The sequence below is a fragment of the Rhizobium sp. AC27/96 genome, from assembly GCF_001692325.1.
In the GTDB taxonomy this organism is placed as follows: domain Bacteria; phylum Pseudomonadota; class Alphaproteobacteria; order Rhizobiales; family Rhizobiaceae; genus Rhizobium.
Map to the genome: position 1 here is coordinate 20,346 of NZ_LXKN01000001.1, position 25,379 is coordinate 45,724.

Consider the following 25,379-nt stretch of genomic DNA (forward strand, 5'->3'; position numbering starts at 1 on the left):
TGGGACCGAATATGAAATCGGCTGAAATGCTGCTTGGGCCAGTCAGTCAGGAGCCGCAGGCAATTGCCTATACCGATCCGCTGACGGGATTGGGGAATCGTCATCGCATGCGCGAGCGCACGCGCCAGATTTCGCTTGAGCGCGCCAGCGATCCCGCACCCTTCACCATCGGCATCGTCAATCTGGACTCTTTCAAACCGATCAACGATCTGTTCGGCGTCGAAGCCGGCGACGAGATCCTCTGTCAGGTCGCGCATCGGCTCAGAGCATGCATCCCGGATGGCGCGACGGTAACCCGCCATGATGGCGATGAATTTGCCTTTGTTCTGCCTCTGGTTTTCGAGCGCCTCGGCGCCGAGAAATTTGGCCAGATGATCCGTGAGGTGCTATCGGCGCCCTACGATCTCGGCGAGCGCAATGTCAGGCTTTCCGCCTCCTTCGGCTTCGCCATATATCCCTTCGCGGGCGAAGAATTCGACGATCTCCTGAAGAATGCCGAAACCGCGCTCTACCGCTCCAAGCGCCGCGGCCGCGGTCAGATCACCGTCTATTCCAGGGAGATCGCGCAGGAAATGAAGCGCGCGACGCAGCTCGAGCAGGCGCTGCGCAATGCCATCATCTCCGACGCCATCGACGTGCATTTTCAGCCCATCGTTTCGCTCGCCAACAACATGGTTCTCGGCTTCGAGGCACTGGCCCGCTGGAACGATCCCGATCTCGGCTTCGTTTCACCCGCCGTCTTCGTGCCGCTTGCCGAGGAGCGTGGCTTTATCGACGCCTTGTCCGAAGCACTTCTGCGAAAGGCTGCCGAAGCCGCGCTCTCGTGGCCGCGCGACCTTTTCCTGTCCTTCAATCTGTCCTCGGCGCAATTGATGGACCCCGGCACCAGCAGCAGCGTCCTTGCCATTCTTGCGCGTGTCGGCCTCGACCCGCATCGCCTCGAGCTTGAAATCACCGAGACGGCGGTCATGAGCTCGGCCGACACCGCCCAGCGCATCATTGCCGACCTCCGTGCGGCAGGCGTACGCATTTCCCTCGACGATTTCGGGACCGGTCAATCGAGCCTTGGTCGCCTGCGTGAATTCATCTTCGACAAGGTGAAGATCGATCGCGCCTTTGTGTCGCGCATGAATACGGACAGGGTCTCCGAACACATCATCAAGGCCGTCCTTGCCATGTGTGAAGGGTTGGAGTTGCGTGTGGTCGCCGAAGGCATCGAGGAACATGCCGAGGCCGAAAAATTACGGGCGCTCGGCTGCGCCATGGGGCAGGGCTATTACTTTGGCAAGCCCGTCGATAGCGTCGCGACGCTACGCTATCTGCAGGATCAATATTTCGAAGCCGCCAGCGAGCACGAGATCGCTTGACGCCGTAGACAGGGCAAAAAGAAAGCGGCAGCCGGTAAGGGCCGCCGCTCGTATTTAGTGTCAGACCCACCCTGTTACTTGTTGGTGGTCGACGAGGTGGTCGTATTGTCGGTCGCCGGCATGGTCGACGTTCCAGCCGAACCTGCGGCCTTGTCGGAGGCCTGCATTGCAAGCGTCTTGAACTCAGGCGCAGCCTTCAGCGACTCGGCCGTTTCCGTCGTCGTCAGCTTGATCGTGCCATCCTGGGGATTCTGGGTGGCGCTGATCTTGTCGAACGGGACGGCGACATTCTTCTGGCCCATGCCAAGGAAGCCGCCGACGCCGACCACTGCTGCGACAACGCCGCCCTGCTTCTGCAGGATCAAGTCGTTGATGCTGCCGATGCTTTCGTTCTGACCGTTATAGACCGACTGGCCCATATAGGTCTTGGCGCTGATCTGGTCCGCCGATTGGGCAGTCAGATTGCCAGCCTGCTCCGTGCCGGTCATGGCGGCCGGAGCCTGCGCCTTGGTCTGCGGAGCTGTAGCGTCCGGCTTCGTGGCCGCCGGAGCAGTCTGCGTCAACGGAGCGTCACCGCCACCGGTCGACGGCTGCTGCGACTGAGCGAAAGCCATGGGCGAGAGAACGGATGCGGTTGCAAAGATTGCACCTGCAGCGACGGAAGTGAAGAATTTCCCAGTCATCGTGAACCTACCTTTCATTCTGCTGGAAGCGCTTTGTGAAGCGCATGCATACCAGCGCGAGTGGAGCCTTTGTCTGCTGACCATCTTCGTACCGGTCGTAAAGGCAAATGGTTCAGGGGAGCTTTGGTTCCGATAAAAGTTGCATGCCGCGGATGTCTATGGTTCCGCACGCGAAAAATATTGTTGAATAACAATAGGATAATTTGAAAGAGACAACCTGGAAGATTGAATGGAGCGCGCGCGACAGCTCGTCCATGGCGACACGCGGGCTGATCGGTATTACGTCACAGCGCATCGCAAAGGGAACCTTCGCGCCCGATAGGCGCGAAGGCAATTTCAATCAGAGTTTGTAGGGCGGGTCGAAAACGCCCCTGACCGTCAGGCCAAGTTCCAGCAGCGCACCAGCCTGCGGCTGCATGGAGCGCGCCTCGTCGTCGAGCCCCTCCCAGGCGGTCGTCACCGCCAGCCGATCGGCGTTCTTACCGATGAAGGCGGGGCAGGAGGGCTGCATTGCCGGCACGCGGTAGCGTTCGATACGCAGGCCATCCGGGCTGTACTTGTCGACGAAGCCCGAACCCCAGCGTGCGTTCCAGATATAGCCATCGGCATCGCAGACCGAGCCGTCGAGGCCGCCCGGATCTTCCACGCTGTCGACCATGACGATCGGCTCGCCCGCGGGAAGTCCGGTCTCCGGATCGACCAGCACGCGCATGAGCTGGCTGATGCGCGTATCGGTGTAATAGCCGATCGTCCCATCCGGCGAAAAGCAGATCGAATTCGGTATGCTGATCTGGTCGAAGATCTTCGTGACCTTGCCGCCGGCAGCGACATGGTAGATGGCGCCCGCCTGCATCTCGGCACGCTTGCCCATGGTGCCTATCCAGAGGGATCCGGAGATGTGCGTGCGCCCGTCATTGGAGCGGTTTTCCGGCTTGTCGGCTTCGATCGCCGCGTAGAAGCTCAGCTCGCCGCTGGCAATATCGCGAAGGAACAGGCCTTCTTCGGTTGCGATAATCTGACGCTCCGCATCGACGCGGGCAAGCACGCTCGCCATCATCGGCAGGTTGTGCACCTGCTTCTTGCCCGTCGGCAAGTGCAGCTCATGCAGTTCCTTGCCCAGGATGTTGAACCACCAGACCGTGTCCGTATCGGGATCGTAAGTTGGGCCTTCTCCAAGAACAGATGAGGTGTTGCAGAGAATATTGCCCTGAAAATCATGAATATCGGTCATAGATCAGGCTCCTATGGCTGCGTCATAGGCATAAATGGTCGTCTTGGCGCGTTCGGCAACCTCTGGCGCCGTCATTCCCGGCTTGTAGAGGCTGGTGCCCAGACCGAAAGCGAGGATGCCCGCCTTGGTGTAATCGGCGAAATTCTTGTCCGAAACGCCGCCAACGGCAGCGATCACAAGCTCTGGCGGTAGGACGGCGCGAATGGCGGTGATGCCGGAAGCACCAAGCACGCCCGCCGGAAAAAATTTCAAGCCGGTGGCGCCGGCGCGGGCCGCCGCGAGTGCCTCCGTGGCGGTGAAGACGCCCGGCATCGTCACCATGCCTTTGTCGCGGGCGCGGCTGATGACAGCGGGCTCGACATTCGGGGTGACAAGCAGTTTGCCGCCGGCTCCATCGAGCCTGTCGACATCCTCGACCGTCAGCACCGTGCCGGCGCCGATCAGGCAATCGGCAGGCGCCATCTTGGCGGCGATCTTGATCGAGCGGAAGGCTTCAGGCGAGTTCAGCGGGATCTCGATGGCGGTGAAGCCGGTTTCGATCAGCGCGCCGACGATATCGGCCGTTTCTTCCGGCTTGATGCCGCGAAGAATGGCGATGAGCGGGCGCTTCATGGAGGGGAAAGGAATACGGGTCGTCATCAGCTTCTGCTTTCGTTCGTGAACCAGATCGCGTTCGCCGCGGCGGAAAGCCCGCGACGGACGGCGGCGTCGGCATCGATGGTCTGATAGGGGAGGGAAAGGCTGCGGAATGCATCCTCGTAGAGCGCCTGCAGCCGCCCGGAGGCAACGAGCGTGATAGCCGCTCCTCGCCCGGCGGATGACAGGGCGCCGGCGATCTCGGTGCCGATCAGCGTGCCCGATATCAATGCCTGGGCGCCGGCTGATGTCAGTCCGTGGAGAAGCTGGCCGGAGCGGGCGGTAAACAGCAGGTTGGTCGCAAGCGCTGGCTTTTCGAAGGCCGCCTTGAGGGCCGTTTCGAAAGCCTTGGTGTCGGCAGGCATGTCGGCGCTGCCGGCGACGGCATGCGACAGGATACTGTGCCTGGTAATGACGTCGAAGAGTTCGCCGGTCATGAAGGTCGAGAAACCCGTCACCTGGCCGTCGAGGACGCGCACCCATTTCGAATGGGTTCCCGGCATGCAGACGATTTGCTCGCCTTTTGCATCGGCCGCGATAGCGCCGAGCAATTGCGTTTCCTCGCCGCGCATGACATCGGGTGCCTGCGTGCTGCGCTGCGCCAGGCCCGGCAGGATGCGAACATCGCGCGCCTGTCCGGGAACGGCGACTGCGCCGGTGAGAATGGCTGCCAGCGACGCCGGCGTGTCGATGTAGCCGGCCTCGACCCAGCCCTGACGCGCTCCGGCCATGCCGCAGACAATGACAGGAATATCCGACGGTGCGGAAATGGCGTCCAGATGCGCCTGCAGGACTTTGGCGAAGCCGGTCTGCGCCGCCACCGTCATGCCTTCGCCGCTTCGCCGCTCTGCAAGGATGTTGCCATCCTCGCCGATCAGCCACAGCCGGAAACTGCTGGTGCCCCAGTCCACCGCGACATATGCGGGTTTCGTCATGAGAAATGCTCCAAGTCTTTCACTAGAAAATGCCGCCATCGACAGTGACGGTTTGGGCCGTAATCGCCCCCGAACAGTCAGACGCAAGGAAAAGTACCGGTCCGACGAGGTCTTCCGCCTTGAGCAGGCGCTTAAGGCATTGCCGCGAGACGGTTTTGGCCATGCCATCTTCCGTCAGCCAGAGCTCCAGCTGTCTCTCGGTCACGATCATTCCCGGGAGGACCGCGTTGACGCGGATGTTTTCCGGACCGAGGCGACCGGCAAAGCTTTTGGTCAGCCCGATGATGCCGGACTTTGCCGCCGAATAGGAGGACAGTGCCGGCGGGTTCATCTTGAAGGCGATCGAGGAGAAATTGACGATCGATCCGCCACCTGCGGCTCGCATGCCGGGGGCTGCGGCCTGCGATACGAAGAAGACCTGCTTCAAATTGATCGCCTGGTTGTTGTCCCAGTATTCTTCGGTCGTCGTGTCGATATCGTGCCGGTCGTCCCAGGCGGCATTGTTGACGAGCACGCGGATTGCGCCAAGATCGGATTCGACCGCCGCGACTGTGTTCTTGATCTCGCCGACATCGCGCAGATCGGCGTGATAGAAGGCGACGGGATGTGCGGATTGTGCCGAGAGCTTGGCGACAAGCGCCTTGCTCGGCTCTTCGGCGATATCGATGAAGGCGACTTTGGCGCCCTGTCTGGCGAAACCTTCGACAAGGGCCGCGCCAATGCCTGAACCGCCGCCGGTGATCAGGACTGTTCGATCCTTAAGATCGGGAAATTGCGCCTGTGTCTCGGCCAAGGTCTCTCCTCCCGGCTTGCAGAATGTTCCATTATTCGGAACAAAATTTGACTATGTGGAATTATCCGATTACCCTTCCGTCGTGTCAAGGATAGCGTGGCAGTGCGAGTGATAAATGAAAGGGCACGGAACTGAATTTCGATAGTGAGAAAGAAAACAGCCGTCGTGAGCGCGAAACCGGAACGCTCGGAAAGCTCGTGGCGTTGCTCGATCTCGTTGCGCTTGGCGATGAGCCCATGCGGTTTACGGACATTCTTTCACTATCCGATCAACCCCGCGGCACGCTACATCGCCAATTGTCACATCTCGTCGAGGAAGGGCTGTTGGAGGTCGATCGCGACGGGCGCTATATCATCGGCATCCGGCTGCTGAAGCTTGCTTCGCGCAGCTGGGAGCGCAACGAATTTCGCGCCATTGCCGAGCCGCATTTGCGCCGATTGCAGGAGCTGACCCGCGAAACCGTGCATCTGGGTGTCTTGCGCGGCTCGGAGGTGATCTATCTCGACAAGGTCGAGGGACGGCAGTCCGTGCGCATGTATTCCCAGATCGGCAATGCCTCTCCGGCCTATTGCACCGGCGTCGGCAAGGCTGCTTTGTCCGCACTCGACGATGCAGAGCTTGCGGTGCGGATCGCCGATCTGGAATTTCGCCCCTACACAGAACATACGCTGCGCAACGCCGCCGACCTGCTTGCCGATATCGCCGATATCAGGATGCGTGGCTACGCATTCGATCGGGAAGAACACGAGAGCGGCATATGCTGCGTAGCCGCGCCGATCCGCTCGGACGGCGATCATATGCTGGCCGGTATCTCGGTAACGGGCCCGGCCTATCGCGTCGCATTGCAGAGGCTCGAGGAATGGGCACCTCTGGTAGTATCCGCCGCCGATTCGATCATGACGGACATGCGCAGTCGGATGGGCCCAAAGCGCTAGCCCCCTATTTCAGCAGGGGCTCGCGTGAAATCCCTCAATATTATCGCTGTTTGCACCGGACCTTAGCAAAAATCGCGTGTTTATCTTAAATTTGATTGTTGAGATGTGCGTAAGAACTGCCATTATCCTCGAATGACTGCTAGGATCACGAAGGAATTGGTGAAATGACGCAGAGACATCATAGTAACGGGCATTGAAGCGGCTGGAATCCCTAAAAATTTATATTGGAACAAGCGTCGGTTATCCGGAGCTGGTACGTGGGGCTTAAGTGGGTAAGAGACGGAAGTTGCGTAATCTTTCCCTATTTTACATAAAGAAGACTAATAATGGCGGCATTGGTGCAGGCGGGAGCGTCTCCTCGGGGTGAGGACTACATCGAAGAAATTGGCAGGCTGAAGACACAGTTTGACGTGTTTCGCTTCATGAAGGGATTGACGGAGGCCTATCGTTGCCGGGCTTTCATGGTCGTCAATCTGCCGCCGATTACCTCCTTTGAGTTGCAAAGCAATTCGGTGATCAACAATTGGCCGGCCGAACTTCTGTCGATTTACGATCAGGAAGGGTTGCTGCCAAGCAGCCCGGTGCTGCGCCGCCTGCGCAGCTCGACACTGCCCTTTGTCTACGAAGTGGCATCGACCCCGAACCGTGAAGAAAGCAAATCCCAGCTCGCCATTGCCCTGTTCGAGCGGTTTCGCATGACGCGCTTCATCTACCTGCCGACCCATGACGTATCCGGCATTCGCGGCGCGGTATCCCTGGCCGGTGATCGGGAACTCTTCTCGCCGGAGGAGATCAAGGATCTCTGCTATATTTCCATCCATGTTTTCGATCGGCTTGCGGAAATCCGCAGCCTGGATGTACGCGTCATCGATGCGCTGACGGATCGCGAGATCGATTGCCTGAACTGGACGGCGGCAGGAAAGACCAGCGCGGAAATCGCCGAAATCCTGTCGCTCTCGGAGCATACCGTCAATCATTACCTGAACCGGGCCACGAAGAAGCTCGATACGGTCAATCGCACGCAGGCCGTTGCCAAGGCATTGCGGGTGGGATTGATCAAATAGCAATTCCGGTGCCGGCAGTTTCGCCCGCATTTGCCTCCCAGCCACCAAGATGTTCCCCGCGATGAATTGCGTGATGATCGAGATTCGAGCAGTCTTGTGCGCGAATTTTGTGCGCTGCAAATAAACTATGCTGAAGCACGGCGTTGCGATCGATGCGCTCGACTTGGCCAATATGACATCAAGCATTTGAAATACATTGATTTTCACAGTTTTGTGAAAACTGGCACGCTTTCTGCATGGCTATTAGCAGAGGTCCAGAGGGGACTGTTGATAACAGCGCCGACCAATGTGCGCGGATCAAGCGACCGCCGCTGATACCTTTGCCGAGCTTCTCCCGGCAACTGGTATCAGCGGCGGTTGTTGCTTATTTGGCACGCCATCAAAATCGATGGTGTTTGCATCGCAGTTTTTCCCATTCCTGCCTTACTCCCTTCCGAGGTCTGCCCTATGTCGGCCCGCGAAAACGTCTTCCTCGCTTGGGAGAGGGTTGCGGCTGGTAGGGTCATAGACCCGGCGGACCTGCCGGCCGCAACTAAAACGCTTTTTGTCGGCGACGCCCCGATTTTGTTTGGCGAAGTCCTGCCGCTCTACTATCTAAGCCAGAAGGATTTTCGAGACGCTGCGGCAAACGTGGCGCTCGATGAAGAGCGCGTAGTGAGGATGGAATGGCAGACATCACCAAGGAACAGGTGCTGGAAACGTTGAAGACGGTTCGCGGCCCGGACCTGGAGCACAGCATCGTTGAGCTCGGCATGGTGTCGGATGTCTTCATTTCCGATGGCAAGGTCTATTTCTCCATCACCGTTCCGGCCGAGCGCGCCAAGGATCTTGAACCGATGCGCCTTGCAGCCGAGCGCGTCATCAAACAGATGCCTGGCGTCAAGGGTGCCATGGTCGCTTTGACCGCCGACAAGAAGGCCGGCAGTGCTCCGGCGGCCCGGCCATCGCCGCCGCCTGCAGCCCCCCATGCTCATGCCCATCCTCATCCCGCGCAACAGCAGCCCCGCGCCGGCAAGATCGGTGTTCCCGGCGTGGGCGCCATCATAGCGGTTGCCTCGGGCAAGGGTGGCGTCGGCAAATCGACGACAGCGGTCAATCTGGCGCTTGGCCTGCTTGCCAATGGCCTGCGCGTCGGCGTTCTGGATGCCGATATCTACGGCCCGTCGATGCCTAGGCTCCTTAAGATCTCCGGCAAGCCGTCACAGATCGATGGCCGCACCATAGTTCCCATGGAGAATTATGGCCTCAAGGTCATGTCGATGGGCTTCCTTGTCGAGGAGGAAACCGCGATGATCTGGCGTGGGCCGATGGTTCAGTCGGCGCTGCTGCAGATGCTGCGCGAAGTCGCCTGGGGAGAGCTCGACGTGCTCGTCGTCGACATGCCGCCGGGCACGGGCGACGTGCAGTTGACCATGGCCCAGCAGGTGCCGCTTGCCGGCGCCGTGATCGTTTCCACGCCGCAGGATCTCGCGCTGATCGATGCCCGCAAGGGCCTCAACATGTTCCGCAAGGTTGAGGTTCCCGTTCTCGGCATCGTTGAAAACATGAGCTATTTCATCGCTCCGGATACAGGTGCACGCTATGATATCTTCGGCCATGGTGGCGCGCGCAAGGAAGCCGAACGCATCGGCGTGCCCTTCCTCGGCGAAGTGCCGCTGACCATGGGCATTCGCGAGACCTCCGACGCCGGCACGCCGCTCGTCGCCGCGGAACCGGATGGCGTCGTTGCCGGCATCTATCGCGAGATTGCCGCCAAGGTCTGGAAGCAAGTCGCCACCGCGCCGCAACGTTCTGCGCCGTCGATCGTGTTTGAATAATTCACAGAGGCGTGTCTGCTTTCTGTATAGCGACGGATTGTCTTGCCTGCATCCTGTGCTATGACTTCGCGTGATTACGGAATCTGCGGTGAAAGCGCGCAATGAAGGGGTTGTGACTTGATTCTTTGCCAGCTTTGCTGCATATGCGCCGCCGGCGTGGAACTGGTTGGGCGTCTCCGATGACCGCCCTCCGCCAAACGGTGGTTCTGTTTCGTCCGAACAGGCAGCTTCGCCAGGACGGACGAAGGATTGGTACAGCAGCGCAATGGAACATGGACACGGATTCCCGGCCGGACCGGCGGGATGCAACCGGGGTTTTATGAGCTCTTTTCATTGGCCATTGGTGGAATCGCGGCAAGCGCGCGCACGGCGCCTCGTGCGTAATTTTGTTTCCGCTGCTGCGGGAGCGAGCAGTTGATAACTGCCTATTGCTCAGATTCGAAACCGCTTGAGCTGCCGGATCTCTCGGCTGCTGCACGGTTGCCTGAGAATGCCGTCTGGATCGACATGGTCGATCCGACGCGCGAGGAAGAAGCCAACATCGAGCGCCTGCTTGGGCTCGAGGTTCCCACGCGCGAGGACATGAAGGATATAGAACCGTCGAGCCGGCTCTATATCGAGAATGGCTCTGTCTTCCTGACTGCTTCATTGCTGTGGAAAGCCGATACCGATCTGCCGATGCTGACCGACGTCGCCTTCATTCTGACGGGACATCGGCTGGTGACCATTCGCTATGCGCAGCCGAAATCATTCGCGCTGTTTATCGCGGCTCTGCAACGAATTCCGCAGGAACGCCGCACAGGCATCGCGCTCCTCGCGAAACTCCTCGAAACAATCGTCGACCGCACCGCCGAGGTCCTTGAACAAGCCGTGGCGGGTATCGATATATTGTCGGTGCACGTATTCGGCGATCGCGTGAAGAAGATCCGCCGTCCGGCAAACTATCTGGAAGAAAAGCTCAAGAACATCGCAGGCTATCACCGTACAATCAGCAAAGTACGTGACAGCCTGAGTTCGCTGTCCCGATTGCTGACCTTCCTGCATACCATCCCCGCCATGCAGCAGGACCCTGAGGCAAAGGAACTGTGTCGCAATGTCGCGCGGGATGTCCAATCTCTGTCGGAGCATGCTTCCTTCGTCGCAGGCAATATCACGTTCCTGCTGGATGCATCGCTCGGGCTGATCAATATCGAGCAGAACGCCATCATCAAGATCTTTTCGATCGCTTCGGTGGTGTTTCTGCCGCCGACGCTTGTGGCGTCCGTCTATGGCATGAATTTCGAGCTGATGCCCGAGCTGCATTTCGCTTACGGCTACCCGGCTTCGTTGATGTTGATGGTCGTGTCGGCCATCGTCCCGTTTTTCTTTTTTCGCTGGAAAGGCTGGCTCTGAGAGTCTAGTGATCCTGAATGTCTAACGAAACCCATCATTCTCCCGACGGGAAAATGAGCCCTCGTAAACTCGCTTACCTCGCTCTCGGATCCGTCGGCGTTGTGTATGGCGATATCGGTACGAGCCCCCTCTATGCCTTTCGCGAGGCACTGAAGCCGGTGGCCGCCGACGGTCTGACGCGCGGCGAAGTCATCAGCGTCATATCGCTGATGTTCTGGACGCTGACGATTATCGTCACGATCAAATATGTCCTTTTTCTGCTCCGTGCAGACAACGACGGCGAAGGTGGGACGCTTTCCCTGCTGGCCCTGTTGATGAAGACGGCGAATGGCCACACTGCCATTCTCATGCTGCTGGGCCTGCTCGGCGCCGCGCTTTTCCTTGGCGACGCGATGATCACGCCGGCGCTTTCGGTTCTCTCGGCGGTCGAAGGTCTGAAGCTCGTCACGCCGAAATTCGCGGATTACATCGTGCCCATATCGGTCGCGATCCTGGCGCTGCTTTTTGCGATCCAGTCGCATGGCACCGGCGCTGTCGCCCGCTTCTTCGGGCCGATCACGGCCATCTGGTTCATCGTCATGGGCCTTGCCGGCATCATGCACATTTCCGATGACTACAGCATTCTCGCGGCGCTCAATCCCTGGTATGCGGTGAGCTTTCTCCTGCATGAAGGCTTCCTCGGGGTCGTGGTGCTTGGCGCGGTCTTCCTGACCGTGACGGGTGCCGAAGCGCTCTATGCCGACCTCGGCCATTTCGGCCGACGCCCGATCCAGTGGGCCTGGTTCGTCCTGGTTTTCCCGTCGCTGGCACTGAACTATTTCGGCCAGGGCGCTCTCGTGCTGCGTCAGCCCGAGGCGATGTCCGACCCGTTCTTCCTGATGTATCCGCACTGGGCGATCCTGCCGGTGGTCATTCTCGCCACCATGGCGACCATCATCGCCAGCCAGGCCGTCATCACCGGCGCCTTCTCGCTCACCCGGCAGGCCATCCATCTCGGCTTCCTGCCGCGCATGGAGATCCTCTTTACGTCCGAGACCAATACCGGCCAGATCTTCCTGCCGTCGGTCAACACCGTCCTGTTCTTCGGTGTCATCTTCCTGGTGCTGAGCTTCAAGACGTCGGACTCTCTGGCCACCGCCTACGGCATATCGGTCACCGGCGCGATGGTCGTCACCTCGATCATGGCCTTCGAATTCGTCCGCGTTCGCTGGAACTGGTCGCTGCCAATGGCAGCCGCCGTACTGACGCCGCTGCTGCTGCTTGAATTCGTCTTCCTGGGCGCCAACCTGCTGAAGATCCACGACGGCGGCTATGTTCCGGTGCTGATTGCTACCGCCTTCACCGTCATCATGTGGACCTGGCGCCGCGGCACCGCGATCCTTATGGAGAAGACGCGGCATACCGATATTCCGCTGTCGTCCTTCGTCAGCTCGATCGAGCGCAAGAGCGATCACTCGCCAGCGCATGTACCCGGCACGGCGATCTTCCTGACCAGCGATCCGGAATCCGCTCCGGCAGCATTGCTGCACAATCTGAAGCACAACCACGTCCTGCACGACAAGAACGTCATCCTGACGATCAGGACCACCAACAAGCCGCGCGTTGCCCAGGAAGACCGCTACTCGGTCGAGAAGGTGTCCGACCGCTTCTCGCGCGTCGAATTGCGCTTCGGCTTCATGGAATCGCAGAATGTCTCGCAGGCGCTTGCGACCCTGCGCAAGACCGGCCTCAAGTTTGACATCATGTCGACGTCCTTCTATCTGGGCCGCCGCAAGCTGGTGCCGGATGCCAAGTCGGGCATGCCGCACTGGCAGGACAGGCTCTACATCGCGCTCGCCAACGCCGCGACCGACCCTTCCGACTACTTCCGTCTCCCTGCGAACCGCGTGGTGGAACTGGGTTCGCACGTCATCATCTAAGGTCGAGACATCAGCTATTTATCCGAAGGCCCGGTGGATATCCGCCGGGCCTTTTGACTTTTCTATTGCGCAAGTGGTGCGTTGGCCTATTCAATCTAAAGGAGAAATGGCGCTTTACATTCTGGGGGTGGTCGCGAATGCTCAAACAAACCTTGTCCATCATACGCAACAATTTGGCGTTTTACGCGATGGTGATCGCATCTTTTGTTGGCATTGCGATTTTCGATGAATATTCCGGCAAGTCTACCTCCGTAGGCGTAGTTTTGCTTCTGTCATGCATGCTGTCGATGAATGTACAGAATTCTGTTCTGCGGAATCTGAATTTCACGGCGGCGGCGAAAGTTGGCAAGCTACCATTTCGCGGATATATGTTCAGGAGCCTGGGGCTGGGTTTGCTCGTGCTTTTCCTGATGGCCCTCCCTCTTATTCCTCTCTTGGGTGCCAAGGGTATTGACAAAGCCTATTTCGGGCTTTGGGCGATGTTGGCATTCCTAGTGGCGTTCTGCATCATCTTTTCTCTTCTCGGTACATGGTTGCCTGCGAGCATTCATGGCACCAAGGCAGGTATAGGTGATGCGCTGCGAAGGGGTGTAGCGCGATTTCCTTCGACGATTTCCCTGGTATTCTTGGGCTTAACCCTCCCTCTCGTGGCTGGGATCATTGTCGTGATCTTTGCGAGTACCTTTGGTGGTCCGGGCATGCTGGTGAACGGGCACTTGAACATCCCTGTTATTGCAGCCTCATTGATATCCAATGGCTTGCAAGCCATAGGCTGGACCTACATCTCAGTTGTGTCGGTCCGGCGGTATATGGAAGCTGAACAGATCGGGCCGCCGTCGGGCGCGGAATTGCTCACTGTCTTTGCTTAGCGAGCTGTTTGCAACCGCATGAACTCCTGGCCTCCATTGACGATAGGAGGCCACCCTTATTAACCATCCATCAAGGTTAATGAGGGATTATTCCGGCTCCTAGTTTCGAGTGCCGTTCGGAGTTCGGTGTTGTCTCGTCCGCGTCATGTCAGCCAAAAATTGCGGTTTCTGCCGAAAAACTGGACGTCTCCGGCCGTATTCGGGATTTGCGCCTGGCTGATCTTCCCGTCGGCCGCGGCCTATGGTGATCTCGCCGGTCTGCTGGCGGGCATCGACAGGACGGGAGCCAACTGGCGCATGGTGATGACCAATTCACCGGCGGGCTCTACCCACCAGGCGGAACTGGCCTTCGGCGATGCGAAGGCGGCCGCAGCCGTCGGTGATGGCGGTCTCGTCATGCCGGATGGGCGCCGCGTTGCTTTCCTTTCCGAGCAGAAGGGCAGTGATCCCCGGCCGGACGAAGAGCGCATCAATCGCCAGGGCAAGAAGGGCCGGGTGGTTTCCGTCTCGCCAATGTCGCCGCCAAAGGATTTTTCTGCCGGTTCCGTGCTGGAACGCCAGAGCCTGCTGTTTCAACCGAAATCGGACACTGGCGAGAGAACGGCTTTCCTGAAGCCGAAGCTCGGCGGCAAGGAAATCCAGATTGCCACGGCTTTTTACAAGAAACAGCCGCCAAAGCAGGATGATAGCGTGCCTGCCTATCTCGCGAGCTTGGTCACCAATCAGAATGCCGATGTTCTGGCCGCTGCCTACGCGTCACCGGCGCCGGATTATGCGCGGACGTCGCCTTTCGATTCGATCCTCGCCACGGATCAGGATGGCCAGGGCCGCTTCGTGCCGCAGATCGGGCCGAAGGATCACCCCTGGGCCGCCAATGTCCTGCCGCCTTCGGTCTTTTCTTCCGACGAGCAGCAGTGCCTCGCGACCGGCATCTATTTCGAGGCGCGGGGTGAATCGGTGAAAGGGCAGGCGGCCGTCGCCCAGGTCATTCTTAATCGCGTTCGCAATCCGGCCTATCCGAAGACCATCTGCGGCGTCGTCTACCAGAATGATGACTGGCACAATGCCTGCCAGTTTTCCTTTGCCTGCGACAACGTTAGGGATCGCGTCAACTCGCCGGAGCATTGGCGTATAGCGCGCCAGGTCGCCATGGCGGTCACCGCCGGCAAGATCTGGCTTCCGGAAGTCGGCTCGGCCACACATTATCATGCGGTCTATGTCCGGCCGAAATGGGCGGCCGAAATGGTGAAGGTCGGCCGCATCGGCATGCATATCTTCTACCGGACCTATGGTGGCGGGTGGAGCTGAGCGGGTGGGTTCGGCGACCTCGCGCTGGGGATAAGCTCCCTCGGCCGGCAAAAAAGCAACATCAAAGCGTGGGCTGAAGAGGATTCTTCGGCTCAGTTTTCGCCAGATAGCGCTTCTTTAGCTTAAACTCATGATTTAATTGGGCTAATTTATGGCTGGACAGATGACGTCTACGCCTTGACTATGCTTTTTCCTAAAACTATGTTGCGCGCGACTTCAAAACGGGCCGAAAGGTGGCGAAACCTGCTGTTCGTTTACGCGTTGACCGGGGAAATGGGACTACGCGCAACGAAAAGGGGAGGACTTCACCATGGCGGATGACCGCGACGAGGGTCTGGAAAAGCGGCGGGCGCAGCTGGGAGCCGAACTGGCAAGCAAGCGCTCTGCGGTGAGAGAGGATGAATCCGGGGAGGTTCGTGCCGAGGTAAGCCGCAAAGGTTATGCCCAGGCTATGAAGCTTTCTAGTGAATTCATTGCTGCCATCATCGTAGGTGCCGTTCTGGGCTACGTTCTCGACCGTTTTGCCGGTACGGCGCCGTGGGGCATGATTATATTGCTGCTTCTCGGATTCTGTGCCGGTGTACTGAATGTACTGCGTTCGGCGGGCAAGGTGGCGACACCGGCGCTCGAGGAACATGGGCCAGATAAGAAATGAGCGGAAGCAGCGCTTGACGTTGTTTCCAGGTGACAGGCATCCGCTCGATGGAGCGGAAAAATGAAAGAGAACAAGCGGTGGCAAACGGACCTACCCATCAGTTCCTGATCTTCAAGATTATCCCGATCGATATCGGTGGAATTGATTTTTCGTTCACCAACGCATCGCTGTTCATGGTCGCCTCGGCGCTCCTGTCCGCTGGCTTCCTGTATTATGCCAGCGCACCGCGCAGCGTCATTCCGAGCCGCGCCCAGTCGGTTGCGGAAATGGCCTATGAATTCATCGCCTCTATGTTGAAAGAAGGGGCGGGAACGAAGGGAATGAAGTTCTTCCCGCTGGTCTTCTCGCTCTTCATGTTCGTGCTGACTGCCAACCTGCTCGGCATGGTTCCTTACTTCTATACCGTCACCAGCCAGATCATCGTTACCTTCGCATTGGCGCTGCTGGTCATTCTGACGGTCATTCTCTACGGCTTCATCAAGCACGGCTTCGGCTTTCTCAAGCTTTTCGTGCCGCAGGGCGTCCCGGGCGTTCTTCTGCCGCTCGTCGTGGTCATCGAAATCATCTCCTTCCTGTCCCGGCCGATTTCGCTCTCCGTTCGTCTTTTCGCCAACATGCTGGCTGGCCATATCACGCTTAAGGTGTTCGCAGGCTTCGTTGCCTCGCTTGGAGCCCTCGGCGCGCTTGGCATCGGTGGCGCTATCCTTCCCCTCATCATGACCGTCGCCCTCACCGGTCTCGAATTCCTAGTCGCCTTCCTCCAGGCTTACGTCTTTGCGGTACTGACTTGTATGTACCTCAATGACGCGATCCATCCGGGTGGCCACTAAGGATAAAGACATTGGCGTCTAAGGGCGTCAGTTATTCACCGCACAACCATTTCAAAGGAGTTCAACATGGACGCGGAAGCAGCAAAGTTCATCGGCGCAGGTTTGGCTTGCTTTGGTATGGCCGGCACGGCTCTTGGCCTCGGCAATATCTTCGGCAGCTACCTGTCCGGCGCTCTGCGCAATCCGTCTGCCGCTGACAGCCAGTTCGGCCGTCTGGTATTCGGTTTCGCCGTTACGGAAGCTCTGGGCATCTTCTCGCTGCTCATCGCTCTCCTCCTGCTCTTCGCCGTCTGATATCAGCGGCGTCATAGATCACGGTTCGCGGTCAGCGAGCCGTGATTCTTTGTATTTGCAGACCACCTGGAGGTGAGCATGTTTGTGACCCCGGCCTATGCTGACGAAGCACCGCCGGCCGCCGGCGAGGTGCACACGGAAACGGGTGCGCCCGAGCAGGGCCATCACGCCGGCGTATTCCCGCCGTTCGACCATACGACATATCCGTCACAGCTGCTTTGGCTTGTGATTACCTTCGTCATCTTCTACGTGGCCATGCAGAAGATTGTCATCCCGCGCGTTGGCAGCATTCTGGAAAGCCGGCATGACCGTATCGCCCAGGATATTGCAGAAGCTTCGCGCCTGAAGGCAGAAGCAGACGCGGCCGTTGCGACCTATGAAAGCGAATTGGCCGCAGCGCGCGCCAAGGCGAATTCAATCGGCGCCAGCGCCCGCGACGCAGCCAAGGCAAAGGCCGAGGAAGATCGCAAGGCGATCGAAGCAAGCCTTTCCGAAAAGCTCAAGGCCGCTGAAGCTCGCATTGGCGAGATCAAGACCAAGGCCTTCGGCGATGTCGGCGCTATTGCGGAAGAGACGGCGGCCGCCGTCGTCGAACAGCTGGTGGGCAACGTTGCCGGCAAGGCTGATGTCGCTTCGGCTGTTGCCGCGGCATCCGCAAAGCAGGAGGGTTGATCCATGTCATTTGCTCTTGACGAAACTTTCTTTGCATTTGTCGGGCTCCTCCTCTTCATCGGACTGATCGTCTATCTGAAGGTTCCGGGTATGATGGCGAAGTCGCTGGACGACCGCGCCGACCAGATCCGCAACGAGCTGGCTGAAGCAAAGCGCCTGCGTGAAGAGGCTCAGCATTTGCTGGCCGAATACCAGCGCAAGCGCAAGGAAGCCGAAGCAGATGCGGCGAACATCGTCGCGGCTGCCGAGCGCGAAGCTGAAATGCTGACGACCGAAGCCCGCAAGAAGACCGAGGAATTCGTCGCCAACCGTACGGCTCTGTCCGAGCAGAAGATCAAGCAGGCTGAGGCCGATGCGATGAAAGCGGTTCGTTCCGCCGCCGTCGACCTGGCAATTGCTGCTGCTGCTTCGGTGCTTGCGAAGAAGACCGAAGGCAGCGTTCAATCGGGCCTCTTCAACGACGCGGTCAATGAAGTGAAGACGCGCCTGAACTAGGCGCGATCGAAAGACAAGTTTGAAAAGCCCCGCTTCGGCGGGGCTTTTTTGTTTCTGCTTGCTGACCCGTTCGTGTTTGACCGAAGCTGTCCTGCGCGTTTAGATCTCTTCAGAGGGGTGGGGAGGCAAATGCAGATACGGGATAATCAAGGGCCGTTTCGCCAGGATGATATGGTCCTTCGACCAGCACGCCCCTGGACGGCGAGCGTTCATGCCTTGCTGGCTTCGCTGCGCCGGCATGGTTTCGATGCAGCTCCTTTGCCGCTCGGGTTTGACACTGCCTGGGAGAGGGTGAGCTATCTGCACGGCGCGACGGGCGACCTTGTCGAAAATTCCGAAATGCGGTCCGATCTGGCGCTGCGATCCGCAGCGTCGCTCCTTCGGCGCTATCACGATTGTTCTGCCCTCGCTCTGCGGGAGCTTGGGGCCGACTGCATATGGCAGCTGCCGGCCCGAATGCCGGATGAGGTCATCTGCCATGGGGATTTCACACCCTATAACGTCGTTCTGAACGGCGGCGAAGTCACCGGAATCATCGATTTCGAGACGGCTCATCCAGGCCCTCGGAGCTGGGATCTCGCCTATGCCGTCTATCGATGGGCGCCGCTGTCCTCAGACGTCGCGGTGGAGGGCCTGGATAGGTTGGAGGATCAGGTTCGGCGCGCCCGCATCTTTGCAGATGCCTATGGAATGTCATCCGCTGAACGCCGCTCGCTGCCTCATGGCATTATCGAGCGGCTTGGAGCGCTGCTGACATTCATGGAGCAGGAAGCTGCCCGTGGCGTCGAGCGATATCGCCAGAACCTCCGGGAAGGCCATGATCGCGTCTATCGTGACGACATCACCTATGTCGCGAAATGGTCGGCCCAGATTACGTCGGGGCTGGTTGCCTGAGGGGAGTGGCGAGATGCCGTCCTAGACAGCTTCTTTTTTCAGAGGCCGAAAACTCATACGATGCAGGGAGCAGGGGCCATGCTGCTCGATGCCGGCGCGATGCTGCGCAGTGCCGTAACCGGCATGGGCCGCAAAGCCATAGGCCGGAAAGACATCTCCGGCGCGCGCCATCATCCTGTCGCGCGTCACCTTGGCGACGATCGAGGCGGCGGCGATCGAGAAGGAACGTGCGTCGCCCTTGACCACGGCCTTTCCGGGGCAGGCAAGCCCTGCCGGTACGTCGAGGCCATCCGTCAATACATAGCTTGCCGGTATCGCTAGGCTGCAAATGGCGCGGCGCATTGCATCGAGGCTTGCCTTGCGGATGTCGGTGGTATCGATGCGTGCAGCACTTGAGGAGGCGATGGAGATCGTTGCTGTCGCGAGGATCTCGACAAACAGCGCTTCCCGCCTGGCGGCCGTGAGCTGCTTGGAATCGTTCAGCCCCTGCGGGATGCGCTCGGGATCGAGAATGACGGCTGCAGCAACGACAGGTCCTGCCAGAGGGCCTCGACCAGCCTCGTCAGCGCCGGCGACCGGCCAGTGCCCGGCGCGGCGGGCAATCAGTTCCAGCTCGAAGCTCGGAACGATCGGCGCTTCGTCGAAAAGCATGGGAGAATCGGGTGATGTGCTGCGTGGCATGCGGCGAAGCTCGCACACCACCCGATCTCCTGCAAGCCCCCGGTGGATCAGGGCGGCGAACCTGGGGGGCTTTCTTCCGGCGGGCTCAGGGAAAACCCGCGAGGAACCGTCAAAGCAGCGAGAGCTGCACGCCGCTGCCATCAGGCGGAACGAACAGATCATCGCGCAGGGCTATATTGCGCCTGACAAGCTCGAGCCGCCGTGTGGCCATTTCGAAGCGTCGGCTGATCTGCCAGGCATAGGGGCCAGCGCCCTTCATGCGTTTGCCGAACTCGGCATCGTAATCCTTGCCGCCGCGCATCGAGCGGATCAGCGACATGACGTGGCGATAGCGATCCGGATAATGCTGCAGCAGCCAGTCACGAAACAGCGGGCTCACTTCCAGCGGCAGACGCAGGATCACATAGCTTGCCTCCTGAGCGCCGGCGGCCTTGCCGGCATCAAGGATACGCTCGATCTCATGATCGTTGAGGGCGGGAATGATCGGCGCCACCAGGATCGAGGTCCGGATGCCGGCTTCGCTCAAGGCCTGGATCGCCTCCAGCCGCCGCGATGGCGTTGCAGCGCGCGGTTCCATGGTGCGCGCCAGCTTGCGGTCGAGCGTCGTCACCGATAGCCCGACCCGCACGAGGTTCTTCGCGGCCATGTCCTTGAGGATGTCGATATCGCGCATGACCAGCGCCGATTTGGTGACGATGGCAACCGGATGGTTCGCCCGGTTCAGCACTTCCAGGATCTGGCGCATGATCCGCCATTCCTTCTCGATCGGCTGATAGGGGTCCGTGTTGGTGCCGATGGCGATGACGCGCGGCTTGTAGCCAGGCTTTGCCAACTCGCGCTCCAGAAGCTTCGGCGCATCCGGCTTTGCAAAGAGCTTCGCCTCGAAATCGAGCCCCGGAGAAAGGCCCATATAGGCATGCGACGGCCGGGCGAAGCAGTAGATGCAGCCATGCTCGCAGCCGCGATAGGGATTGATCGAGCGGTCGAAGGGGATATCGGGCGATTCGTTGCGGGTGATGGCCGTGCGCGGCTTTTCCACCTGCACTTCGGTCTTGAACGGTGGGAGCTCTTCAAGGGTCTGCCAACCGTCGTCAAAGGTCTCGCGCTGCATCGGCTCGAACCGGCCGCTCGGGTTCAATCCGGCGCCGCGTCCGCGTCGGCGCTCCACATCAATCCGGAGGCCGGCATCGGCGATCAAAGCATTGGCAATGTCTGGCGTGTTGGCAGGCGCGAATGCGGCCTGCCCTGCAAGGGACTGCTCGTTCATCGGTAGCTCCAGGGCGGTTCATGGGGCCGCATGCCGCGTCTAAGATGATTAAATTCCTATCCGACAAATGAGAACAATGCAAGAACAAAAAACACAAAGGCGCCTTCAGGCACCTCATTCATGCGAAACTTTTGGGGATGGCAGCAGGAGGTTTGACGCCGCGTATCACGCTTTTCTTAAACGCTCAGGCCTGAAGGCTAGGTGCTGGCAATAAATTATGCGCCGCTCTATAAATGGGCAATGTTGACGGTAATCATCGAATGTCAGGATCAGGAACCTGAGCTGGCGCAGACATTGGCGGCATTGGTGGCGGGCGCGATCGAGGGCCTCGTCAGCGATGTCGTGGTGCTCGACCACGGCTCGCGGGATGGCACCTCACGCGTGGCGGATGCTGCTGGCTGCCGGTTCTATTCGCAGTGGGATATAAAGGACATATTGCGCTCGGCACGCGGCGAATGGCTGCTTTTTGTCGAGCCCGGTGCTCGGCCGCAGGCTGGCTGGATTGACGAAATCGCCGAATATGTCTCGCTGAACAAGGTGCCGGCGCGCTTTACTGCTTCGCGCGGCTATCGCCGGCCGTTCCTGCAACGCATCGGGCGCGGCACACCGCCTTTGGAGCTGGGATTGCTGGTATCCAAGCCACAAGCCATCGCCATCGCCAGGACCGGCATGCGGCTGGCTGAATTCGCCAAAGGCCAGAAAGCCCGCAAGCTCTCAAGCGAGCTCATTCCATCCTGGGTGGCGCGGGCGGCACGATAGAGCGTCACGCCGCCGAGATTCCGTTTGTAAACTGGTAAATAGCTGTCATAATTTCTGTGTGGCGGCACCTTTCGCGTGTCGCGTTGGGCGGCCGACCATGATGATGCCGGTATGCGGCGGAACTGGTCAGCGGAACTCTCCTTTTCCGCCGAGATTTCGGCAGAAGGAGGTGCGTTATGAAACGCACGATGTTCTACCGCCTGATGGCTACGGCCGTCCTTGCCAGTGCAATTCTCTATCCCGGCGTCGCTGCCTCCCAAGCGACACTCGCCTGCGCCAAGCGCGTCGACATGGTCGCGTTCCTGGGCGACAATCTTTCTGAAAAGCTGTCGGCTGTCGGCAAGCTCGACCCCAACACGATCGTTGAGATCTATGTTGCTGAAAGCGGCAGCTGGACGATGATGGTCAGTGACGCCTCCGGCCGGAGCTGCATCATTCTCAATGGCGAAAGATGGGAATCAATTCCTGTCTTGCCGGGGCCGAAAGCATAGGGCTGCAAATGTCCCGCGGAGACGCAGGATCTAGCGGGACCCGCCGCCGCGCTTGAGGTGCTCGTCCAGGCGCGGCATGATCTCCACGAAATTGCAGGGCATGTGCCTGTAGTCGAGCTGCGCCTTCAATATGCCATCCCAGGCGTCCTTGCAGGCCCCAGGAGATCCCGGCAGAACGAAGATAAAGGTGGCGTTGGCAACGCCGCCGGTTGCTCGCGACTGGATGGTCGCCGTGCCAATCTTGTCGTAGGAAATGCGATGGAAGACTTCGGAGAAGCCGTCCATCCGCTTTTCGAACAAGGGCTCCAGCGCCTCGGGCGTCACGTCACGGCCGGTAAAGCCCGTGCCGCCCGTGGTGATTACCACGTCCACGGCTGCGTCCTTTGTCCAGGCTTCCACCTGCGCGCGGATGCGCTGCTTGTCGTCGGGCACGATGGCGCGAGCGGCAAGTCTGTGCCCGGAATCGGCGATGCGCGCGACCAGCGTGTCGCCGGATTTATCGTCCGCGAGCGTTCGTGTATCGGAAATGGTCAACACGGCGATGCCGACGGGGATGAAGGGGCGTTCGCTGCCAGGGCCTGCCATCATACTTCTCCCGCGATCGTTTCGGTCGCCTGGAAATACCAGTCCGGCCTCTGTCTGTGAAGCATAGCAGCTGCCGCCTCGGCCTGGTCGCTATTTTCGAAGATGCCGAAGCAGGTGGCGCCGGAGCCGGACATACGCGTCAGGATGGCGTGCTGGCGCTCAAGCAAGGCGGAAAGCGTCGAAATCTCGCTGCATATCGCGCGCGCCGGGGGCTCGAGATCGTTACGGAGGGTCTTGATCGTATCGATCCATTCGCTCTGGCGCTGCGGCATCTGCGATGGGAAGAGGAGCGGCGGATTGTCCTTGCGTGAAAGCAGGCGGAACACTTCCGGCGTCGAGACGCCGACAAGCGGATTGCCGAGAACCATGGCAAAGGACGGAAAGTCCGGCAGCAGGTCGATCGCCTCGCCAATACCCCGCGCCACCAATGGCCGGCTGGCAAGGCACATCGGCACGTCGGCACCGAGCTTCAATGCGATGGCTTTGACCGTCTCCTCCGGTAAAACGAGCCGCCATAGCCGCATCAGCCCACGCAGCGCCGCCGCCGCATCCGCCGAGCCGCCGCCGATGCCCGAGGCGATTGGGAGGTTCTTTTCGAGATGAATGTGGACCGCGGGTGCATCGATACCGGCCGCATGGGCAGCCTGCCGCAGCAGGTCGCGCGCCTTGAGCACGAGATTGTCGCCAGCTTCGGCATCTGCCGAAAGCAGCGGGCCGAAGCGTCCGGAGAGGCTGAATTCATCCTCGCCGCTTGCACGGAAACCAAGGCGATCGCCATGCCGGGCAAAACTCACCAGCATATCGAGCAAATGATAGCCATCGGCGCGTCGGCCGGTGACATGCAGCGCAAGATTGATCTTTGCGGGCGCTTCCTCCGTGAGGTCGAAATCGCCCGCTGCCAAGATCGTGTTCATGGGAAGTCTTAGGACTTCTTGTCGACCGGAGCCGGCGCGTTCGAGTCAGGGGACGGAGCCGGTGCCGGATCGGGCTGCTTGCTCTTGTCGACCGTCTTCGGATCGGTGTCGAGTGCCGGCAGGCCCTTGTCGACCTTTTCCTTGATCTTCGGAATATCGGCTTCTTCCGGCTTGGAGGCCAGAGCACGGTTCCACTGGTAGACGGCTTCCAGCTTGCGGTTGACGCGCCAATAGGCATCGCCGAGGTGGTCGTTGATCGTGGGGTCGCCGGCTTTCAGCTGCGCTGCCCGTTCCAACTCGTTCACCGCATCGTCGAAGCGATTCAGACGGAAATAGGCCCAGCCAAGCGAGTCGACGATGTAGCCGTCATCCGGCTTCAGGTCGACGGCCTTGCGGATCATGTCGAGACCCTGGTCGAGGTTCATGTTCATGTCGACCCAAGAGTAGCCGAGATAGTTCAGCACCTGCGGCTGGTCGGGGTTCAGCTCCAGAGCCTTCTTGAAGTTCGGCTCGGCATCGGCCCATTTCTTCAGGCGCTCATAGGCAATGCCGCGCTGGAAGAACACGGCCCAGTCGCTGCGCTTCGGCACGGGCCCGATGATCTGCACGGCCTTGTCGTAATTATCGGCCATGGCCTGGAAGTCCTTGGCGTCGGAAAGGACGCTGCCATAGGCCAGGTAGCTGCGGACATCGTTGGGATCGGAATCGATCAGCGCCTTCAGATGCTTGCGGGCATCGTCGACCTTGCCGGCCTGGGCGAGCGCAAGGCCGAGCTGCAGCTCGGAGATGCGTGCCATCGGCGAATTGTCCGGCACCTTCTTGTAGAAGGCGATGGCGCGATCGGTCTGTTCCTGCTTTTCGGCCAGGCCGCCCAGAAGAACCAGCGTATCGGCGGCCTTCGGATCGAGCGAATTGGCAATCTGCAGATAAAGCGAAACGACGTCTTCGGCGCCGTCGCGGTTCAGCGCAGCACCGATGGTGAAGAGCACGGCCGCTGCACCCTGCGCGGCGTCGGTAACCTGCTGGTCGGGCGTCTCGCCCTTGGTGATGCTGTCGCGCAACGCATTCAACGGCGCGTAATTGCTGACGAGATTGTCGCCGACCGAAATCGTATCGAGAGCCTTCTGCTTGTCGCCGGCCTTGGCTTCCAGGCGCGCCAGCGCCATGACGGAGCGCATGAAGGTGTCGGGAGCCGTGGCGCCGCCCGTCTTGTCGAGGACCGCATCGTTCAGATGCGAGCGTGCCGACTTCAGGTCGCCCATTGTCAGGGCAATGGCGCCGGCATGATAATTCTTGAAGATGTTGAACCAATCGGGACCCTTCATCTTGTCGATCATCGAGATCGCTTCCTTGCCGCGGCCGGAGCCGGCACGCGCCCAGGCAGAAAGCAGGTTGGTCATCATCCGGTCGAGATCGTTCGGGCCGTTATATTTGAGGATTTCCTGCGCGCTGCGATATTCGTGGCGACGGATTGCGTCCATGCCGCGCACGATCGTGGTGACGCGCTCGACGGAGGGATCGCTCTTCAGCTCGTTGGCGTATTTGACGCCTTCTTCGAGATTGCCGTTTAGCAGCAGCGAAATCATCAGCCGCTGGCGGATCTCGGGGTTGCCGGGGTCGATCATCAACGCTTTCTTGTAAAGCGCGATGGCGGTGTCGTAATCATGGTCGACATCGGCGGTACGGGCAGCGAGGAACGCGCCAGCGAATGTATCGACGCTATCGGGATCGAACACGACCTCGGCGTTGACCTCGGGTGCTGCCGGCTTGTCGTCGGCCCGCGCACCATTCAGGGCGGACACTGAAAGGATCGCCGCCAAGGCTACGCCCGAGAGAAAACGGATGGCAAGTCTCTGCCGCATTAGAAAGCCTTTCATCGAGGGACGGCCAGCG

26 protein-coding genes are annotated in these 25,379 nt (G+C 59.7%); 16 read left to right on the top strand and 10 right to left on the bottom strand.

Going from position 1 to position 25,379, the window contains the following annotated elements:
- Positions 1–11 precede the first annotated feature (11 nt).
- Complete coding sequence (locus A6U86_RS00085) at positions 12–1,367, top strand: bifunctional diguanylate cyclase/phosphodiesterase (RefSeq protein ID WP_068384682.1); 1,356 nt, start codon at positions 12–14, stop codon at positions 1,365–1,367.
- 74 nt (positions 1,368–1,441) lie between these two features.
- Here the strand turns inward: A6U86_RS00085 and A6U86_RS00090 are convergent, their stop codons facing one another.
- The 5 genes from A6U86_RS00090 to A6U86_RS00110 all read right to left on the bottom strand — a co-directional run bounded on the left by A6U86_RS00090 (position 1,442) and on the right by A6U86_RS00110 (position 5,645).
- Entirely contained in the window at positions 1,442–2,050 is a 609-nt protein-coding gene (locus A6U86_RS00090) for a PRC-barrel domain-containing protein (RefSeq protein WP_068384685.1), read from the bottom strand.
- Positions 2,051–2,390: 340 nt separating this feature from the next.
- Entirely contained in the window at positions 2,391–3,281 is an 891-nt protein-coding gene (locus A6U86_RS00095; protein ID WP_068384689.1) for an SMP-30/gluconolactonase/LRE family protein, read from the bottom strand.
- 3 nt (positions 3,282–3,284) lie between these two features.
- Positions 3,285–3,920: a 2-dehydro-3-deoxy-6-phosphogalactonate aldolase gene (locus A6U86_RS00100; protein WP_068384692.1), complete on the bottom strand. Its 636-nt coding sequence runs from the start codon at positions 3,918–3,920 to the stop codon at positions 3,285–3,287.
- Positions 3,920–4,852: a 2-dehydro-3-deoxygalactonokinase gene (locus A6U86_RS00105; protein WP_068384695.1), complete on the bottom strand. Its 933-nt coding sequence runs from the start codon at positions 4,850–4,852 to the stop codon at positions 3,920–3,922. Before A6U86_RS00105 ends, A6U86_RS00100 begins: the two co-directional genes overlap by 1 nt.
- 22 nt (positions 4,853–4,874) lie before the next feature.
- A complete protein-coding gene (locus A6U86_RS00110) occupies positions 4,875–5,645 on the bottom strand; it encodes an SDR family NAD(P)-dependent oxidoreductase (RefSeq protein WP_068384697.1) in 771 nt (256 codons plus the stop codon).
- A 131-nt stretch (positions 5,646–5,776) separates the two neighbouring features.
- On the opposite strand from A6U86_RS00110, the gene A6U86_RS00115 reads away from it, so the two are divergent.
- From A6U86_RS00115 to A6U86_RS00180, 13 genes are all read left to right on the top strand, one after another.
- Positions 5,777–6,580: an IclR family transcriptional regulator gene (locus tag A6U86_RS00115; RefSeq protein ID WP_068384700.1), complete on the top strand. Its 804-nt coding sequence runs from the start codon at positions 5,777–5,779 to the stop codon at positions 6,578–6,580.
- Positions 6,581–6,906: 326 nt separating this feature from the next.
- Positions 6,907–7,644: a LuxR family transcriptional regulator gene (locus A6U86_RS00120; RefSeq protein ID WP_068384703.1), complete on the top strand. Its 738-nt coding sequence runs from the start codon at positions 6,907–6,909 to the stop codon at positions 7,642–7,644.
- 665 nt (positions 7,645–8,309) lie between these two features.
- Entirely contained in the window at positions 8,310–9,461 is a 1,152-nt protein-coding gene (locus A6U86_RS00130; RefSeq protein WP_068384709.1) for an Mrp/NBP35 family ATP-binding protein, read from the top strand.
- Positions 9,462–9,875: 414 nt separating this feature from the next.
- Positions 9,876–10,853, top strand: coding sequence for a magnesium transporter CorA family protein (locus tag A6U86_RS00135; RefSeq protein WP_068384712.1), 978 nt, complete (start codon positions 9,876–9,878; stop codon positions 10,851–10,853).
- A gap of 17 nt (positions 10,854–10,870) precedes the next feature.
- Positions 10,871–12,772, top strand: a complete 1,902-nt coding sequence (locus A6U86_RS00140; RefSeq protein ID WP_068384715.1) for a potassium transporter Kup — start codon at positions 10,871–10,873, stop codon at positions 12,770–12,772.
- A 137-nt stretch (positions 12,773–12,909) separates the two neighbouring features.
- Positions 12,910–13,641 carry a hypothetical protein gene (locus tag A6U86_RS00145; RefSeq protein ID WP_068384717.1) on the top strand — a complete coding sequence of 244 codons (732 nt, stop codon included), beginning with the start codon at positions 12,910–12,912 and terminating at the stop codon, positions 13,639–13,641.
- A gap of 129 nt (positions 13,642–13,770) precedes the next feature.
- Positions 13,771–14,949, top strand: coding sequence for a cell wall hydrolase (locus tag A6U86_RS00150; RefSeq protein WP_068384720.1), 1,179 nt, complete (start codon positions 13,771–13,773; stop codon positions 14,947–14,949).
- A 310-nt stretch (positions 14,950–15,259) separates the two neighbouring features.
- A complete protein-coding gene (locus A6U86_RS00155) occupies positions 15,260–15,604 on the top strand; it encodes an AtpZ/AtpI family protein (RefSeq protein ID WP_068384724.1) in 345 nt (114 codons plus the stop codon).
- A gap of 77 nt (positions 15,605–15,681) precedes the next feature.
- Complete coding sequence (locus tag A6U86_RS00160) at positions 15,682–16,434, top strand: F0F1 ATP synthase subunit A (RefSeq protein WP_068387571.1); 753 nt, start codon at positions 15,682–15,684, stop codon at positions 16,432–16,434.
- A gap of 66 nt (positions 16,435–16,500) precedes the next feature.
- Entirely contained in the window at positions 16,501–16,728 is a 228-nt protein-coding gene (locus A6U86_RS00165) for a F0F1 ATP synthase subunit C (protein WP_004109844.1), read from the top strand.
- A gap of 78 nt (positions 16,729–16,806) precedes the next feature.
- Positions 16,807–17,400 (top strand): F0F1 ATP synthase subunit B, encoded by a 594-nt coding sequence (locus A6U86_RS00170; RefSeq protein WP_068384727.1) that lies wholly within the window; start codon positions 16,807–16,809, stop codon positions 17,398–17,400.
- 3 nt (positions 17,401–17,403) lie between these two features.
- Positions 17,404–17,895: a F0F1 ATP synthase subunit B gene (locus A6U86_RS00175; protein ID WP_068384728.1), complete on the top strand. Its 492-nt coding sequence runs from the start codon at positions 17,404–17,406 to the stop codon at positions 17,893–17,895.
- A 171-nt stretch (positions 17,896–18,066) separates the two neighbouring features.
- Complete coding sequence (locus A6U86_RS00180; protein ID WP_244509813.1) at positions 18,067–18,789, top strand: aminoglycoside phosphotransferase family protein; 723 nt, start codon at positions 18,067–18,069, stop codon at positions 18,787–18,789.
- 21 nt (positions 18,790–18,810) lie between these two features.
- Here the strand turns inward: A6U86_RS00180 and A6U86_RS00185 are convergent, their stop codons facing one another.
- Positions 18,811–19,470 (bottom strand): ribonuclease HII, encoded by a 660-nt coding sequence (locus A6U86_RS00185; protein ID WP_068384732.1) that lies wholly within the window; start codon positions 19,468–19,470, stop codon positions 18,811–18,813.
- A 109-nt stretch (positions 19,471–19,579) separates the two neighbouring features.
- Positions 19,580–20,737 carry a PA0069 family radical SAM protein gene (locus A6U86_RS00190; RefSeq protein ID WP_068384735.1) on the bottom strand — a complete coding sequence of 386 codons (1,158 nt, stop codon included), beginning with the start codon at positions 20,735–20,737 and terminating at the stop codon, positions 19,580–19,582.
- Positions 20,738–20,977: 240 nt separating this feature from the next.
- Here A6U86_RS00190 and A6U86_RS00195 point away from each other — a divergent pair, with 240 nt between their 5' ends.
- On the top strand, positions 20,978–21,496 hold the full coding sequence (locus A6U86_RS00195) for a glycosyl transferase (RefSeq protein WP_068384738.1): 519 nt from the start codon (positions 20,978–20,980) through the stop codon (positions 21,494–21,496).
- Between the two features lie 176 nt (positions 21,497–21,672).
- On the top strand, positions 21,673–21,987 hold the full coding sequence (locus A6U86_RS00200) for a hypothetical protein (RefSeq protein ID WP_068384742.1): 315 nt from the start codon (positions 21,673–21,675) through the stop codon (positions 21,985–21,987).
- 30 nt (positions 21,988–22,017) lie between these two features.
- On the opposite strand, the gene moaB is transcribed toward A6U86_RS00200, so the two are convergent.
- Genes moaB through A6U86_RS00215 form a run of 3 tightly spaced genes read right to left on the bottom strand, consistent with a single transcriptional unit; the run spans position 22,018 to position 25,348 of the window.
- Positions 22,018–22,572, bottom strand: a complete 555-nt coding sequence (moaB, locus tag A6U86_RS00205) for a molybdenum cofactor biosynthesis protein B (protein WP_068387574.1) — start codon at positions 22,570–22,572, stop codon at positions 22,018–22,020.
- On the bottom strand, positions 22,572–23,486 hold the full coding sequence (locus A6U86_RS00210; RefSeq protein ID WP_068384744.1) for a 4-(cytidine 5'-diphospho)-2-C-methyl-D-erythritol kinase: 915 nt from the start codon (positions 23,484–23,486) through the stop codon (positions 22,572–22,574). Before A6U86_RS00210 ends, moaB begins: the two co-directional genes overlap by 1 nt.
- Positions 23,487–23,494: 8 nt before the next feature.
- Positions 23,495–25,348 carry a tetratricopeptide repeat protein gene (locus tag A6U86_RS00215; protein ID WP_068387576.1) on the bottom strand — a complete coding sequence of 618 codons (1,854 nt, stop codon included), beginning with the start codon at positions 25,346–25,348 and terminating at the stop codon, positions 23,495–23,497.
- Between the last annotated feature and the right edge of the window lie 31 nt (positions 25,349–25,379).